The sequence below is a fragment of the Roseovarius sp. MS2 genome, from assembly GCF_051447875.1.
GTDB lineage: Bacteria > Pseudomonadota > Alphaproteobacteria > Rhodobacterales > Rhodobacteraceae > Roseovarius > Roseovarius mucosus_A.
Genome location: NZ_JBKHVF010000001.1, coordinates 2,792,939 through 2,806,131 on the forward strand (window position 1 = coordinate 2,792,939; position 13,193 = coordinate 2,806,131).

18 protein-coding genes are annotated in these 13,193 nt (G+C 65.8%); all 18 read right to left on the reverse strand.

Annotated elements, in window-relative coordinates:
- Nucleotide 1: 1 nt before the first annotated feature.
- Entirely contained in the window at nt 2–394 is a 393-nt protein-coding gene (locus tag ACLGGT_RS13680) for a DUF1799 domain-containing protein (RefSeq protein WP_437197419.1), read from the reverse strand.
- A complete protein-coding gene (locus ACLGGT_RS13685) occupies nt 355–684 on the reverse strand; it encodes a hypothetical protein (protein ID WP_437196533.1) in 330 nt (109 codons plus the stop codon). Before ACLGGT_RS13685 ends, ACLGGT_RS13680 begins: the two co-directional genes overlap by 40 nt.
- 49 nt (nt 685–733) lie before the next feature.
- Nucleotides 734–1,669 carry a phage tail tube protein gene (locus ACLGGT_RS13690; protein WP_437196535.1) on the reverse strand — a complete coding sequence of 312 codons (936 nt, stop codon included), beginning with the start codon at nt 1,667–1,669 and terminating at the stop codon, nt 734–736.
- A gap of 112 nt (nt 1,670–1,781) precedes the next feature.
- On the reverse strand, nt 1,782–2,213 hold the full coding sequence (locus ACLGGT_RS13695; protein WP_437196536.1) for a phage tail terminator protein: 432 nt from the start codon (nt 2,211–2,213) through the stop codon (nt 1,782–1,784).
- A gap of 1 nt (nt 2,214) precedes the next feature.
- Entirely contained in the window at nt 2,215–2,640 is a 426-nt protein-coding gene (locus tag ACLGGT_RS13700) for a gp436 family protein (RefSeq protein ID WP_437196538.1), read from the reverse strand.
- An 83-nt stretch (nt 2,641–2,723) separates the two neighbouring features.
- Complete coding sequence (locus ACLGGT_RS13705) at nt 2,724–3,080, reverse strand: hypothetical protein (RefSeq protein ID WP_437196539.1); 357 nt, start codon at nt 3,078–3,080, stop codon at nt 2,724–2,726.
- Nucleotides 3,077–4,036 (reverse strand): hypothetical protein, encoded by a 960-nt coding sequence (locus ACLGGT_RS13710; protein ID WP_437196540.1) that lies wholly within the window; start codon nt 4,034–4,036, stop codon nt 3,077–3,079. Before ACLGGT_RS13710 ends, ACLGGT_RS13705 begins: the two co-directional genes overlap by 4 nt.
- Nucleotides 4,037–4,055: 19 nt before the next feature.
- The gene (locus ACLGGT_RS13715; protein WP_437196541.1) at nt 4,056–4,421 is read right to left on the reverse strand and encodes a capsid cement protein; all 366 of its coding nucleotides are present in this window, start codon (nt 4,419–4,421) and stop codon (nt 4,056–4,058) included.
- Nucleotides 4,414–5,499, reverse strand: a complete 1,086-nt coding sequence (locus ACLGGT_RS13720) for a hypothetical protein (protein ID WP_437196542.1) — start codon at nt 5,497–5,499, stop codon at nt 4,414–4,416. Before ACLGGT_RS13720 ends, ACLGGT_RS13715 begins: the two co-directional genes overlap by 8 nt.
- A gap of 315 nt (nt 5,500–5,814) precedes the next feature.
- Nucleotides 5,815–6,330 (reverse strand): phage virion morphogenesis protein, encoded by a 516-nt coding sequence (locus ACLGGT_RS13725; RefSeq protein ID WP_437196544.1) that lies wholly within the window; start codon nt 6,328–6,330, stop codon nt 5,815–5,817.
- Nucleotides 6,331–6,408: 78 nt separating this feature from the next.
- Nucleotides 6,409–7,668, reverse strand: a complete 1,260-nt coding sequence (locus ACLGGT_RS13730; RefSeq protein WP_437196546.1) for a phage minor head protein — start codon at nt 7,666–7,668, stop codon at nt 6,409–6,411.
- Entirely contained in the window at nt 7,661–9,154 is a 1,494-nt protein-coding gene (locus tag ACLGGT_RS13735) for a DUF935 domain-containing protein (RefSeq protein WP_437196548.1), read from the reverse strand. Before ACLGGT_RS13735 ends, ACLGGT_RS13730 begins: the two co-directional genes overlap by 8 nt.
- Nucleotide 9,155: 1 nt before the next feature.
- Nucleotides 9,156–10,796, reverse strand: coding sequence for a hypothetical protein (locus ACLGGT_RS13740; RefSeq protein ID WP_437196549.1), 1,641 nt, complete (start codon nt 10,794–10,796; stop codon nt 9,156–9,158).
- Nucleotides 10,793–11,359, reverse strand: a complete 567-nt coding sequence (locus tag ACLGGT_RS13745) for a phage protein Gp27 family protein (RefSeq protein ID WP_437196550.1) — start codon at nt 11,357–11,359, stop codon at nt 10,793–10,795. The genes ACLGGT_RS13740 and ACLGGT_RS13745 overlap by 4 nt, the downstream gene beginning before the upstream one ends.
- Before the next feature lies 1 nt (nt 11,360).
- The gene (locus ACLGGT_RS13750; protein ID WP_008280207.1) at nt 11,361–11,663 is read right to left on the reverse strand and encodes a VpaChn25_0724 family phage protein; all 303 of its coding nucleotides are present in this window, start codon (nt 11,661–11,663) and stop codon (nt 11,361–11,363) included.
- On the reverse strand, nt 11,660–12,004 hold the full coding sequence (locus ACLGGT_RS13755) for a DUF2730 family protein (protein WP_437196551.1): 345 nt from the start codon (nt 12,002–12,004) through the stop codon (nt 11,660–11,662). Before ACLGGT_RS13755 ends, ACLGGT_RS13750 begins: the two co-directional genes overlap by 4 nt.
- A complete protein-coding gene (locus tag ACLGGT_RS13760) occupies nt 12,001–12,573 on the reverse strand; it encodes a holin family protein (RefSeq protein WP_437196552.1) in 573 nt (190 codons plus the stop codon). The genes ACLGGT_RS13755 and ACLGGT_RS13760 overlap by 4 nt, the downstream gene beginning before the upstream one ends.
- Complete coding sequence (locus ACLGGT_RS13765; protein ID WP_437196553.1) at nt 12,564–13,175, reverse strand: holin-associated N-acetylmuramidase; 612 nt, start codon at nt 13,173–13,175, stop codon at nt 12,564–12,566. Before ACLGGT_RS13765 ends, ACLGGT_RS13760 begins: the two co-directional genes overlap by 10 nt.
- Between the last annotated feature and the right edge of the window lie 18 nt (nt 13,176–13,193).

Here is a 13,193-nt window from a genome sequence, read left to right on the forward strand (position 1 = left end):
GTCAGCTCTCCCGCATCGCGGCCACGGCCGCGCCTTCGATCACCTGCACCTCGGCCCAAAGCTCGGGCGTGACCTTGATCCCGCTCATGCGCAGGCCCGCCCGCGCGGCCGTGTAGTCAAGGCCCACCACGCGGAAACCCGCCAGACCGGCCGAAACGGTGCGCCATTGATTGCAGACCGCGAGAAAGGCGCGCAGCGCCGGGACATTCTGCGGCCAGACACCAGAGCCGGAGCCGGACGGATCACGATTGAGCTGGCCCGGGTCGATACCCCAGAACGCCGCCTCGTCGTCATGGTCGCGTCCCTCGTCATCCTCGATCAGGTCGCCGCGCGCCCATGCCCGCCCGGCCCATTTCAGTTTTTTACCCGTTTCCCCATCAGCGCCGCGTAATATGCGTTGATCAGGGCCACACGGACATAGGCCACGCCAATCAGCCGGTCGCGCAGGGCGTCGCTATAGGGCAGCTTCTTGCCGTGCTCGTCCTCGACATCGTCAAAGCCCACGACGGCCGCCGCCAGAAACTCCCGCTCGCCGCGCGAGGTGCGCATGTCAAAGGCCTCAATTTCGTCGTCGGGCAGCACGCGGAATGTGACCTTCATGTCCTGCAGCTCGTGGCCGCCGTCGGCGGGCACCTTGATCTCGACGCGGTGGGTGAAGGTCGGGGTCTGGTCGATCTTGAACATGAGGGTGAACTCTCTTTGAAAGGGGCGTTGAAGGGGGCGTTGAACCGTCTCAGGTGAGGGTCAGCACCCACTGGTCGGCAGCGGTGGCGGTGTTGGGCAGCGGCACAAGCCGCAGCGGCCATTCCTTGCGGCCTTGCCCGTCCTCGAGACCCTCGGGGCGCTGCATCTGCGCATTGGGGGCCGCGATGTTGACGATGTTGCCAGCCGTCTTGCCGTGCTCGATCTCGACCGCGACCTTCTCTTGGGCGGCCGCCATGCTGAACGGGTTGAAGGTGGCCAGCGCCACGGCGCGCACCCGCGCCTCAATGGTGTTCTCGTGCCCGTCGAGCAGCACCTCCTCCTCGCCGATCAGGAACTGCGCCTCGATGCGGTTGGCGAGGGTTAGCTTGAAGTTGCGCATCACCAGCGGCGTCTCATCAATCGTGAAGACGGGCGTGTTACTGTCGGAGGCGGCGAGCGGGTCGGGAATGCCGGTGAAGTCGGGCGTGGGAATGGCCACATCGGCCGGGGCCACGTAGAGGGCCGTGAACTCGAACTCGATATAGGGGATGCCCGAGGCCGAGACGTCAAAGGCGGCGGTGCCGCGCACGCCCACCATGGAATAGAGCGTGCCGTCGATATTGAGATGCAGCGTGACGCTCTCGAGGTTCGAATAGACCCGGTTGTAGACCACGGAGGTCCCCACAGTCACGGTCTCGGCACAGCCGCAGGCGCGCAGGAGGCGGCCCCAGCGGGGCGCGGTCCCGGCGGTACCGGAGCCTGCCAGCTCGACCTTGAACGAAATCGTGCGGTGCAGATCGACCGGGATCGTGCCCGTGGGGCCGCCGTGTGGCGTGTCGAGATTGCGGTCGAGGTCCTGACCCTGCATCGGCGACAGGCGCACATCGGTGGCGAGGATCGCGTCGCCTCCCGTGGGGGCGGCGTCGGTGCCGTAGGTGGTCTCAAGCTTCGCGAGCAGGACCTTGCGTCTCCAGAGGCGGCTCATTTGTCAGCGTCCTTCTTTTCGGGTTTCGACGCGGGTTTGGGGTTGGCCCCTGCGGGTTTGAGCGCGCCCTTGTCGTCGCGGGTGTAGGACCCGCCGGAGGTGGGGAGATTGGTCATGTGAAGATCCTCAGTTGATCGTCGATGGAGAAATCGAGCTGATAGGAGAGGCGACCGGCCCCGCTCTCAATAAGCTGGCCGCGCTCAAACCGGTGCACGCCCACCTCGTCGCCCGGTGCCCAGCCCGCCACGGCGCGCACGACGCGCATGAGGAACAGGTCGATCTTGTCGAGGGCGGCGACGCCGGTGCGGTCAAAGGACTGGACGAAGATCACCACGCTCGTGCGGAAGGTCAGCATCTGGCTGTAGACACCCGAGGCGGCATCGGCGCGCCCGCCCTGCATGCCGGAGGGAAAGACGTAGGCCGCAACCGACTGCGCGGGCAGCTTTTTCGAGCGGATCAGATCGACAAAGGCGCGCCCGCCGTCGACCCGGCCTGCCAACTCGGGCACCTCAGCCTCGATCCGGGTGATCACGTCGCCGATCATCTCAGAACCCCTTGAGGCTGTCGCGGCTGAAAGTGCCGGCAGGCGCGCTGATCTGTGGAAGCTGGGGATTGCCCCGGCCGGTGTCCTCGGGCGTCTCGTCGCCCAGCGAGGCCTCGCCCCGGCGCACTTGGCGCAAAAAGGCGACGGCGGCCTCATGGCCGTCTTTCGCCCCGTCAAAGGCAGCGGCCCGCGCGCCCAAGAGCCGGTACCAGGCAATCGCGGCGGCATGTACGGTGAGCGCGCGCGGCGGGTTGGCCGCAGTGTAAAGCCCCGCGACATAGCTCTCGACCAAGGCCACGGCATCGTCGACAGCCACTTGCAAAACGGCCGTGTCGATGACGCCCGGCGTGCCATCGCGGGCGGTGATCTCGGCCAAAAAGCCCTCGCCGTAGCGGTCGATCATATCCTGTGCAGTGAGATAGGGCATGTCCGCCTCCGGCTGGGTTGTTTGGGTGCCGGTCTTTCCCGGCTGTCACGCCTGACCCTTGGTGGCGTCCCTTTGGGGTGTGCTCAGGAAGCCGCGTTGGCGGCGGCCTGCATCTCGACCCAGATCGCATCGCGCGCGGCGGCGGTGATCTGGTCGGCCAAGCCGGGGAGCGCGTCTTGCAACGCCTTGACCTTCGGCTTGCCGCTCTTGTCGAAGGCCTCGCCGGGCAGGTCGTTGATGGCATTGGTCAAGGCCACGCGCTGCGCGTCGTCGAGGACGGGTGGCGGCGCGGCACCGTCCCCGCCATCCGCCTCCTCGATTGCGTCCAGGGCGAGAAGGCGCGTGATCTGCGCCTCGTCGCCGATATCCTTTGCGGCCACGAGGCGGCCCGCCTCCAGCCGCGTGGCGGCGATCACAGTGCGTTTGATGCGGTAGCTCATGCTGCGTCCTCGATCAGATAGCCGGTGGCGGGGGCCGCGATGACCTCGCGGAGTTGCTCGCCCACGCGCAGGGTTGTGGCCCCTTTGAGGCCCACCTTGGGATCGAAGAAGCGCCCCGAGACGCGGCCTTCGAACTGGGCGGTCCAGCCCCATGCGGGGGCGGTGCCGTCGGGACCGGCCTGCATGTTGCGGTGAAGGAGGGCGATATTGCCGCCCCAGACCTTCTCGAAGGCGGCCGTCTGACCTTTGCGGGCCGAGTTGATGTAGCTGTCGCCCACGAGGATTTCCGAAAGCTCGAAGAGCTCGGCCACCGCCTCGCGGCTGGCGCGGCCCTTGTCGCCCGAGGTCCGGTTGATGGCCTTCAGGATATCGGGATGGGTTGAGAGCGCCGTCCAGGCCTTGCGCCCCATCGCGGCCACATTGGGGCGCATGATGAAGGTGGCGTCGAGGGCGGCCGAGATCACACCGATGGGGTCAGAGGTGGGATCGGTGAACTGGCCTGCGCCCGACAGCACCACCCGCTTGTCGGCATCATAATTGGCCGCGTCCTGCACCATGGCGGCCACGCGCTTTTCGCGGTCAAGCTGGATCAGATGGGTGAGGCCCTCGACGGCACGGGCCTCGGGATCGAAGGCCGAGTTGCCAGCGGCGCGCAAGCTGCGAGCAGCGGCGATGTCACGCTGCGGCACCACATCGTCGAGACCGTAGTCCTTGACCGAGGAGGTGCGTTCTTCGCCGGTGAACTCGACCTGCTGGACCAGGCCTTTGCGACCCACTTCCGTGTCGGGCACGGTGAACATCTGCTCGGGCGGATAATAGGTCCATTTGAAATCCATCCCCATGACCGGCACGCGGGGCATCACCTGGTCGGCAATGAAGAAGATATCGGGGTTGCGGTAGTTGACGGCGATGGCGGTCAGGACCGGATCGACGACAAAGGGGGTGGGGGTGCTCATGGATCAGCGCTCCTAAGGATCAGGTGACAGAGTGACGGGCAATGGCCACGTCGATGATGTCGCCAGTCACGCCCGCCTGCAGCGCGTAGCCGATGGTGATGTTTCCGGCCCCGGCAGCGGCGGCCACGCCAAGGCCCGAGGCGTTCGACGCGACGGGCGCACCGGCGGCGACCGTGCCCGCAAGCTCGAGCTCGGCCGAGCCGGACATGATCACGTCCTGAAGATCGCCAAGTTTCGCGTCGAGCTGGTCCGAGATGCCAATCGCGAGATCGGTCGCGGCAGCGGCCACGAGGATGCCGCCCGCAGCACCGAATTTGACGATCCGACGGCCGGGCACCGCCGCTTCGGCGGTGTAGGATTTGATGAACAGTCCGGGGTTAGCCATTGTCGCTCTCCATGGTTGCCTCGATCTGGCGCGCGGCCTCGGCGAAGCTCAGCGTGCGGCCCTCGGCCTCTGCGTCCTTCATCAGGCGCTTGGCGGCGGCGGTGATGTCGTCTGGCCCTTTGACCTGCGGCAGGGCGTCACCGCCCGCCCGCTCGCTGAAATCGATCAGCGGCTTGGTCTGCTTTGAGAGCAGGTCGCGGAACCAGTCGCGCGGGCTGGCGCTCTTGCCTTCGGCAAAAGCCACCTCGTCCGTCGCGTCGAGGTTTTCCATGAACGCGGCCAACTCGTCCTTGAGGCCCGGCGCGATGCGGCCGTTTTTGGCAAGGGTGTCGAGAAGGGCTGCGTCCTCGGCGCGACGCGTCTTGGTCAGGGCCTCGGCGAAGGCCGCTTCCTTTGCGTCAAGTTCGGCCGCGCGCGCATCGAGCGCGGCTTGGCGGTCTTCGGGGGTTGGCTTGTCCGTGCCGGACATATCGGGGTCTCCTTTTTGGGGTTCGGCGAATGGGATTTGCGTGGTCTCGGGTGCGCCTGCGGCGTCGCGGAGGGCCTCTTGCCCTGCGGGCGTGCGTGCCCAGGACAGGACGGCGGAGATCGCGCCTTTCAGGGCATCGCCGAAACTGGCAACGGGCGCGTCCTCTTCCGAGAAGGCGATCTCGAGGGTGACGGCCTCGGCGTCCTCTGCGAACTCGGCGGCCTTGAGGCCTTTCACGGCGGGGGGCTGGGCACCCAGAAAGCCCACGTGCTTGAGGTAATAGGTGCCGGGGGTCGGGTTGGCGGCGGCCTTGGGGGGATAGAACGAGGCGCTAATCCGCTTGAAGCGCCCGGCGCGGACCATCTCCGCAAAAGCAGGCTCCACCTGGTCAGGCTCGGCAAAAAGCTCCGCCCCTTCGGCGCGCAAGGATTTGACCCAGCCATAGGCCGGGGCATCGGTGCGGGGATGGCCCACGACGATGGGGGCCTCATGGAGGGCGGGATCATAGGCGGCGGCGATGCCCTCGACCTCGGCTTCGGAAAACTCGAAGCTCTGCCCGGATTGGGCGGTGTGGCGACCAGCGCGGAAGATGTGAAGCGGTTTTGTCATGACCCGACATTAAGCCGGGGCGACGGGCCAGATCAGATGAAGGGCTTCAGGGGAAAGCGGCCGGGGCGCACGGGCCGCTTTGGGTCAGAGTAGCGCCCGAGGGGTGGGCGCGGCAAGCCCGGATTGAACAAGGCCGCTGAGCGCCCCGCTGAGTGCGGGTCCGGCTCTGGCGGGGGTTGGGTCGCAAAATCCCGGAGGGGGGTATTAAAAGGGTATTTAATGACGCGCTGAGAGGCCATTGCGGGCGAGGGGGCATGGCTGAGGTGCGTTCGCAGGGGGGAACGGCACCCAATTCGCCCGAAGTCGGGGCATGGGCTATGGACCGGCGGCGCTGGCCAGATACTCTTCGATGGTGGCGACGATGGCGTCGGTGTCCTCGTCGCCGACCCCGAGATAGGGGCGCGCGGGAATGGCCCCCCACGGGATCGACATCAAGAACTCGCGCCCGTTCTTGTCCCGGCCGATGCGCGCGCCGAATTCCCCGGCCTCGGCCCCGAACTGCATCACGGCCGCCTGAATGACATTTGATCCCCATGCGACCCGGTCCGCCGAAGGCTCCGCATTGATCGTGGTCGAGAGGGTCCGCGAGGGGCCGATCAGGGGGCGGGTGGGCTGGCCGTCACCGCGTCGACGGTAGGCCTCGAGCGTGGCCGGGCTCTTGGGTGCCCAGGGATTGCCATCCGGATCGGTGCCGTCTTTGAAGTTCTCCCGCGTGCTGTTGACCATCAATTCGCCGATGTCTTGCATCAAAGGGGTCATGTCGGTCAGGGCTGCGGACACCCGGGCGAGCGCTTGGGTGATTTCCTCTTCATTGATTTCGACGGTGATCATGGCTATGTTCCTTTTGTCGGCTGTGCATCCACCCACCGCATTCAGGTTGCGGGAACGCGTAAGGGCGTACGGGAGGGGTTAGCCGATATTTTCCACCCAATAGGTCAAGAGCACGAGGCGGCGACGGCGCGGCCTTAGAACGAAGTGCGCAACGTAGCGGCGTGCGCCAATCACCTTGGTCAGCCTTAAAACGCGTGACTGCAGGCTACGCGCGTCAGACCATTCGAAGCTGTCCGGAAATTGTAAAATCTCGGGCAACAGTCCAAAATCTTCTGGGCGGACAGCAATCTGCCCCCGCGCGGCCTCCCGCGCCGGGTCTCCATGCCGGACGAACACATGGCGGATGGCGTCGGCATCGACGGCGATATCGTAGAGATCGAGGTCGCGCCCCGAGCCCTCTCGATAGGCACGGGCCTGCACTGAGGTCACCAAACCGAGAGAGTGGATTGGTTCGCGCTCTGAGAGGGCCTTGCGGGCAGCGTCAGTCTTGGCCGCGCCGACGCGGGTTGCGTATCGGGCTAAACCGTCAGCCAGGGACGGCAGGCCCCTGTATCCTTCCACCAGAAGATCGCGGGTCCGGTCCGGCAGGCTGGTCATGTAGGCCACTGCGAGGTTATACCGCCAGTCGACGACCTTGGCCGCCATCGTTCGAATTTCGTCCGCAGTGCTGGCCCCGGGCGTGTAATCCCAGCCCTTGTCGATCCCTTTTGGTGCGCCGGTGCGCGGGTCCCGCGACTGCCAATCGTCGGGCAGACGCTTGTCCGGATCGCCGCCGCGACGACGTGCGCCGTCCTCAGAGCGCGCGCCAATCACGTAGCAACTGCAGCCCCAGCCGTTGGGTGGGCCATGCGTGAGCCAGAACGGATGATCAGGCGGCAAGACCAGCCCATCCCAGCCCAGATGGATCACGCGCGGCTCGGTCGATCCGCCGTGCCGGTAGACCCAGAACGCAAAATTGCCCTCGATGAGCTGCGCCATGCGTCCGGCTGCGTAGCTGGTCGCGATGTTGGTGCGGTAAATCACCCGCGTGCGCCACGCCTCGCCGCGCGTGCTGCCCTCGCCGATCCAGCCGTGCCAGCCGCGCCGGGTGACGGTCGCGCGAAAGTCGCGCCGGAAGTCCTCGAGTGAGGTGCCTTGCGAGATGGCCTTGTCGACAGCGGCCGCCAGATCGGCCAGCAGGTCCGCCTTTTGCGCCCCGGCCACCATGAAGGCGCGGTCGTGCTGGGCGCGGGTGATGTCATCCCACCGCGCCGTCGGCACAAGGTCGCCCAGGCGCAGGCGAAAGGCAGCGGTCTGCTCGCGGAACGGACGCCGGAACGTCGCGGCAAGATCAGCCACTGTCTTCCTCCAGCGCGGCCCGGCCTCCGGCATGGGCGGCCGTGAGCGCCACCGCGATCACGTCCCGCAGCGCCGTGTCGTCGAGGTCGGGGAAGCCTGCCAGCAGATGCTCGCGGAACTCGGCAAGGCTTGAGGCTGTCTCCAGCATTGCCTCGATCTGTTCGAGCATTGCCAGCATCGGCCCCGAGGCCTCATTCGCCAGCCGATCCGCCAGCGCACCCACCGGCCCTGAGAGCGCGCCGTCATGCTCGGCAAAACCGGCCTCCGGGTCCTCCTCCTCCGGCGGGGTGTTGTCCGGGGGGGCCGCGCGCTCATACCCGTCGCCATAGATTTCCTTGACGCGGTCTTCGGTCATCTGCCAGCCGATGCGGTGCAATTTCTCGTCGCGGTCCACGGCGGCGGTCGTATCCTCCGGGTCTTCCATCTTGCGCCAGACCCTCGGCGGCGTCACGCCGGGGAAGTTGAACTCGGAAAGCCGCGCCACCGGCCCTTCGTTGAAGGACTGGCAGACGAGATCTGCGTCGGATTTCTTGACGGCGTCGCCCACGTCATCATGCACCTCGGCCTGCGACCGGCTGGAACCATTGTCGGTGGTCATGGTCTGCGACAACACGATTTTCGAGATCGCGGCATCCATCGTGTCGTGCAGCTTCTGGTAATCAAGAGAGCTGGCACCTGCGGGTGCGGACAAAAGCTCGATATCCATGCCCTCGGGAATGATGATCCCAGCCTCCGAACGGATGGCCAGAACCGCCTCGAGCAGGGTCTTTTGCTCCTCGACCGTCGCCTGCGCGGGATATTTGCCGCGCGCGGTGGGCATGCCGAACTTGTCGAGGGCAATGAGCCAGAGCTTCAGCCCGTTGCGCTTGAACCAGACCGGCCAATAGAGCCAATGCGCGAGGCCAAGCCCGTAAGGCTCGTCGTCGTGATCCGCCCCGGTCGAGAACACCCAGAACTTCTCGGGGGGCATTTCCTCGCCGGTCAGCATGTTGGACATGGTCAGCAGGCGCAGGCCGCAATTCTCGTCAAAGCGAAACCGCACCCGGTCGCGGACGCGGATTTCCTCCCAGCCCCAGAGCCGCCCATCGCGGCGATACATCTGTTCGGCGACGGAATAGCCATAAAAGAGGCCCCAGAGCATTTTCTCGGTCAGCCGGTCGAACTTCATGGCCGAAAGCTCGTCGCGCAGCCAGTCGGCCGCGCGTTTGCCCGCCGACGTCTCCTCGCCCGGCACCACCTCCCATTCCCGGCTGGTCACGGCCGAGATGCGCTGCGTCATCACCGATTTGACCTGCGGGTCGGTCAGGATGGGCTTGTAGATGTCAAAACTGCCACCGCCGCGCGTGCGCAGGATCGGGTCCGTTGGTTCGAGCAGCGGGCCGATCCATGGCCGGGTGATGTCGCGCCCGTCCCGAATGCCCGCGAGTTCCATCGGGTTGCGCAGCCGAACCGAGCGCAGCCGCATGGTGCTGGTCTTTCTCGCCATCTCAGAACCCTCCGAAATCCAAGCCGCCCCGGCCTCGGGCAAAGCCCATGCGCTGCCCACCCAAGGGGCTGATGAAGTCCTCGGCCGTCAAAGCGGTGCGCCGCCCGGTCGATTGAAACTCCATGGGCACCACGTCCTGATTGCTCGCATGCCAGGCGAGCGCGCCTGCGATGGCGCTGTCTCCATGCCGGTCGAGACCGTCCGAGCCTTTGAAGCGGAAATTCTCGGGCACGCGGATGATGCCGCCCGTGTATTGCAGCGCCTGATGGTCGCGCAGCACGTCCTCATGTGCGGGCAGAACGATGGTGCGATCTGAGAAGGCCTCGATATAGGGCGGCATCTCCAGCTCGTACCATTGCCGCGTGAACGAGACTTCGACGATCCGCGCGCCGTAGCGTTGGGCGGCGACCTCGGCGAGATAGGCCCCGTTGCCGGTGCGGTCCATCGCGCCTTTATGGAAATTGGGCAGGCGGTCGAGCAGCCAGAAGAGCACGTCGCGCTGCTGGTCAAAGGGGATATTGCGCAGCTCGACGATGAGCTTGGTGCGCCGGGTGAGATCGACGCCCTGTTCGAGAATGATGATGTCGGTGGCATCCCCAGAGCGCGCAAAGTCCTCGCCCATGAAATGCGGCCGGGTTGGGTCGAGGGTTTTAAGCACCGGTTCAAGGTGGGTTTTACACCAGGCTTCAGCGGCGGCCTTGCGCACCGCCTCGTCGGCATTCTTGAAGCTGTCGGGCTGCGTCCAGCGATGGAACGGGATGCCCTGAACCATGCAGGCCTCGATCTGCACCCGGGTGAGGGCCGCGCCTTCCATCTCGGCCGGTTCGGCATCAAGCTCCTGGCGCATCGCGGCCTCGCGCGCTCCGTAAGCCCGGCGCACGGTGGCCTCCCACGCGGCCTCAGCCTCTGGCGTCCAGGTCTTGCCTTGCATCATGCAGACGCGGGCGTAAAGCCCGTTGGCGACCGCGTCGCCGAAGGTGTAGCGATGCACCGCAAAGCCATTCTTGCCTGCGCGCGCCTCGCGGATCAGCTCGTTGAAGGCGTTGAGATAGCCGTTATGGGTCGAGATGATCCGGACCTTGCCGCCCCAGATCAGCATCGCGTTCACGGCGTCGATCACCTCGCGCACGTCCTTGTGAAACGCCGCCTCGTCGATCACCACTGTGCCCTGAAGGCCCCGGATATTGGCCGGGTTGGAACTCAGCGCCTCGACCCGGAACCCGGAGGCAAAGCGCACCCGGTAGGCTGAGATGAACTTGGTGGTGCCGTCGGGCTGTTGATCCTCGAAGAGAAACTCCTCGATGGGGTGCGCCGCCCCCGCAATCACCCGCGCGAAATGCGCCACATAGCCAATGGCCTCGCGTCCCTTGTCCTTGGTGTCGCCGATGTAAAAGCAGTTCTGCCCGCCCGCACCGCGCGCGGCGGCGGCAATGAGCGCACAGCCCAGCATCTCGGCAAAGGTAATGCCGGTGCGGCGGCCCTTTTCGCAAACCTTGAGGTCGCTCTCATCGGCGAGCCAGGAGCGTTGGTGTTCCATCAGGATGCCATCGGCGAGCGGATCGAGGCTCTCGGGGATCTCCGAGCCGCGCGGCAGTTCCTCGGGGAGGGCGTCGGGGTCGCGGGTGAGGACGGGGGCGGTCATGCGCGCACTCCCAGAAACTCCCGGCGCAGCTTGCCGATGACGTCGCTCGAAAGCCCCAGCTCGTCGCGGGCGCTGTCCAGCGCCTCGACCGCATTGGCGCGTTCTTCGGCCGCGATGCGGGCGCGTTCGGCTTTAATGATGCCGTCGCGCAAGCTGCTCGAACGGATCAGGTTGTTGAGCGCCGTGGTAAGATCCTTCATGCCGCGCGGGTCTGGCATTTTCGTCTCATCCGACATCATCATCTGCAGCCGCCACTGGATCGTGGTGAGCTGTTGGAAAAGGGCAGAGGTCACGTCCGCCTCATCTTTGAGGCTGGCCTCTTGCAGGAAGGTGCGGATTTCGTCCTGGGCGCGTTCCTGCATCAGCGCGTATTCGCGGAATTCCTGCCCGTAGGAATGGATCGCCGATTTGCCGATCCGCAGCTCCAGCCCTTCCTCCTCGCAACGGAAATTCAGCGCCTCTGCAATGCGTTCGTATTGCGAAAAGCCGCAGTTGCGCAGCTCTTCCTGCAGCCACTGCCGCAGCTCCTTGGGCAGCAAGTCGACCTTGCGGGGTGGGGGCATGTCAGAGCCTCCGCGCGCTTGGACGCTGGATTTCCGGATGCACGGCCTCGCCGCGCGCGACCTCGATGCCGCGCCGGGTGGCCTCGGCAATGACGAAGTCGCCATGGTCGGCCACCGTCACCATGCCCACCTCCTGCAGCCATGCCAGTTCGGTGGTCACCTGGTCGAAGGTGGAGCCGACGCCCACGCCATTGAGGACGTCGCGCAGGATCGAGGCATTGGCGGTATAGCCCGAGACCTGTTCGAGATGCCGCAGGATCGCAAGGCGGCGGTGTTTGCGCAAGGTTGCCTGATAATCGCTCACTTCTTGCCTCCATCGAGCAGGTGTTGTTCGTGGCGGGACACGATGGCCTCCAGCCGCGCGGTGATCATGGCGTTGCCCTCCATGACGGCGGCCATCTTCTCCATCGACCCGGTTTGTCGGACCAGCTCGAGCTGGAGCGCGTGCATGTCATCCTTGCCCGGCATGTTCTGCACCGCCTGTTCGAGCCGCGAGATGCGCGCTTCGTGCCGGTCCATGCGCTCGTGACCCGCCTCGAGCTTTTTATCCAGGTCTTTGCGGCGGGTGGCCACGAAGGTGTAGAGGGCCACCAGCATCGGGAAGATGACGCCCAGCCCTTTCCAGAAGAGGTCCCAATCCATCATGCCGAGCGCTTCCAGTCGTCGAGCGCTGGATTGTCGGTCACGTCCACGGCGGCCAAGGTGATCTCGGCATCCGGCCCTGTATCGGCCGCACCCGGGCTGTCAGGGCGCAACGCCCGCAATTGGGCGACGCTGCGCGCCACTTGCGGGGCCTGTGCGATGATCCGCGCGGCCTCCTTTTGCATCGCGGTTCCTCGGAACTTATGCAGCTCGCGCGCGCCGAAGTAGAAGGCAACAATCGCCCCCATCAGCGCCCAGAGCGGCTCGGGCACGAGGGCGAGGCCGGTCATCCGCTCCGCAAACCAGATCGGGTCGGACATGGCCGACCAGAAGAGGAAAATGCAGCCAAAGGCCATAGCCGGGCGCGGCAAGCGGTTGAGACCGTCCACGAACTGCCCCCAAAGGCCCTGCGCGCCGGTGAACTCCGCCGCCATCTGGCTCAGCGCCGCCTGCTGAAACGCGGCCTCGCGCATATCCGCCTTCTCGGCATTGGGCCGAAAGACCTCTGCCGTCTCGGCAATGACATTGCGCCCGCCGCCAAAGAGCGCGCCCAGAAATCGGATCAGCCCCATGATGCCACCCTCTCTTTGAAATCTGCGTCGGTCATTCGGTAGCGCGCTGACATGAATTCCTCGGCGCGCCTGATCCAGCCGCCTTTGCCGCCCGAACGGGCTCGTGCGAACTTGCGGCTTGCGGGGCGCGCATCGGCGAGGCGGAAATAGTAGTTGCGCCGGGCAATCGCATAGGCGTCGGCGATATGGGCGGGGGCCGCGTCATGGGCGGCCTGAACCGCCCGCAAAGTGGCCGGGCCGATCACACCGTCGACCGTGGCCGGGAAGCCCATTTCGGTGACGAGGCGCTGCAGGATTTTGACGGCATTGGAGCCTGCGTTGACCTGCATGTCAAAGACGCTCGCCTGCAGCGCCTCGGGCAGTTCCGCGATGCGGGGCCGCACAAAGTAATGCTCGATGAAGATGTCGACGGCGCGGGCGCGGGTCATGAGGCGCACATCGGCCACGTCCACGTCGCCATCCCGGTCGAGATCAAGACCGAGGCTGCGCATGGTGTGGATCGTGACGCCAAAATTGGTGGCCCCGCCGGGATCGGCCGGGTCATTCACAAAGCCGCCTTCGCGGGCCACAATCTCTTCGGCAATGGTTCGGACTGTTTGCATGGGTGCCCCCTTTCCCGT

Bases quoted from the DNA above. Each gene is read 5' to 3' on its own strand.
- ACLGGT_RS13700 (WP_437196538.1), bottom strand. From the start codon at position 2,640: ATGCCCTATCTCACTGCACAGGATATGATCGACCGCTACGGCGAGGGC.
- ACLGGT_RS13760 (WP_437196552.1), bottom strand. From the start codon at position 12,573: ATGGGGCTGATCCGATTTCTGGGCGCGCTCTTTGGCGGCGGGCGCAAT.
- ACLGGT_RS13690 (WP_437196535.1), bottom strand. From the start codon at position 1,669: ATGAGCCGCCTCTGGAGACGCAAGGTCCTGCTCGCGAAGCTTGAGACC.
- ACLGGT_RS13710 (WP_437196540.1), bottom strand. From the start codon at position 4,036: ATGAGCACCCCCACCCCCTTTGTCGTCGATCCGGTCCTGACCGCCATC.
- ACLGGT_RS13725 (WP_437196544.1), bottom strand. From the start codon at position 6,330: ATGATCACCGTCGAAATCAATGAAGAGGAAATCACCCAAGCGCTCGCC.
- ACLGGT_RS13745 (WP_437196550.1), bottom strand. From the start codon at position 11,359: ATGCCCCCACCCCGCAAGGTCGACTTGCTGCCCAAGGAGCTGCGGCAG.
- ACLGGT_RS13740 (WP_437196549.1), bottom strand. From the start codon at position 10,796: ATGACCGCCCCCGTCCTCACCCGCGACCCCGACGCCCTCCCCGAGGAA.
- ACLGGT_RS13705 (WP_437196539.1), bottom strand. From the start codon at position 3,080: ATGAGCTACCGCATCAAACGCACTGTGATCGCCGCCACGCGGCTGGAG.
- ACLGGT_RS13695 (WP_437196536.1), bottom strand. From the start codon at position 2,213: ATGATCGGCGACGTGATCACCCGGATCGAGGCTGAGGTGCCCGAGTTG.
- ACLGGT_RS13765 (WP_437196553.1), bottom strand. From the start codon at position 13,175: ATGCAAACAGTCCGAACCATTGCCGAAGAGATTGTGGCCCGCGAAGGC.
- ACLGGT_RS13735 (WP_437196548.1), bottom strand. From the start codon at position 9,154: ATGGCGAGAAAGACCAGCACCATGCGGCTGCGCTCGGTTCGGCTGCGC.
- ACLGGT_RS13685 (WP_437196533.1), bottom strand. From the start codon at position 684: ATGTTCAAGATCGACCAGACCCCGACCTTCACCCACCGCGTCGAGATC.
- ACLGGT_RS13715 (WP_437196541.1), bottom strand. From the start codon at position 4,421: ATGGCTAACCCCGGACTGTTCATCAAATCCTACACCGCCGAAGCGGCG.
- ACLGGT_RS13755 (WP_437196551.1), bottom strand. From the start codon at position 12,004: ATGATGGATTGGGACCTCTTCTGGAAAGGGCTGGGCGTCATCTTCCCG.
- ACLGGT_RS13720 (WP_437196542.1), bottom strand. From the start codon at position 5,499: ATGACAAAACCGCTTCACATCTTCCGCGCTGGTCGCCACACCGCCCAA.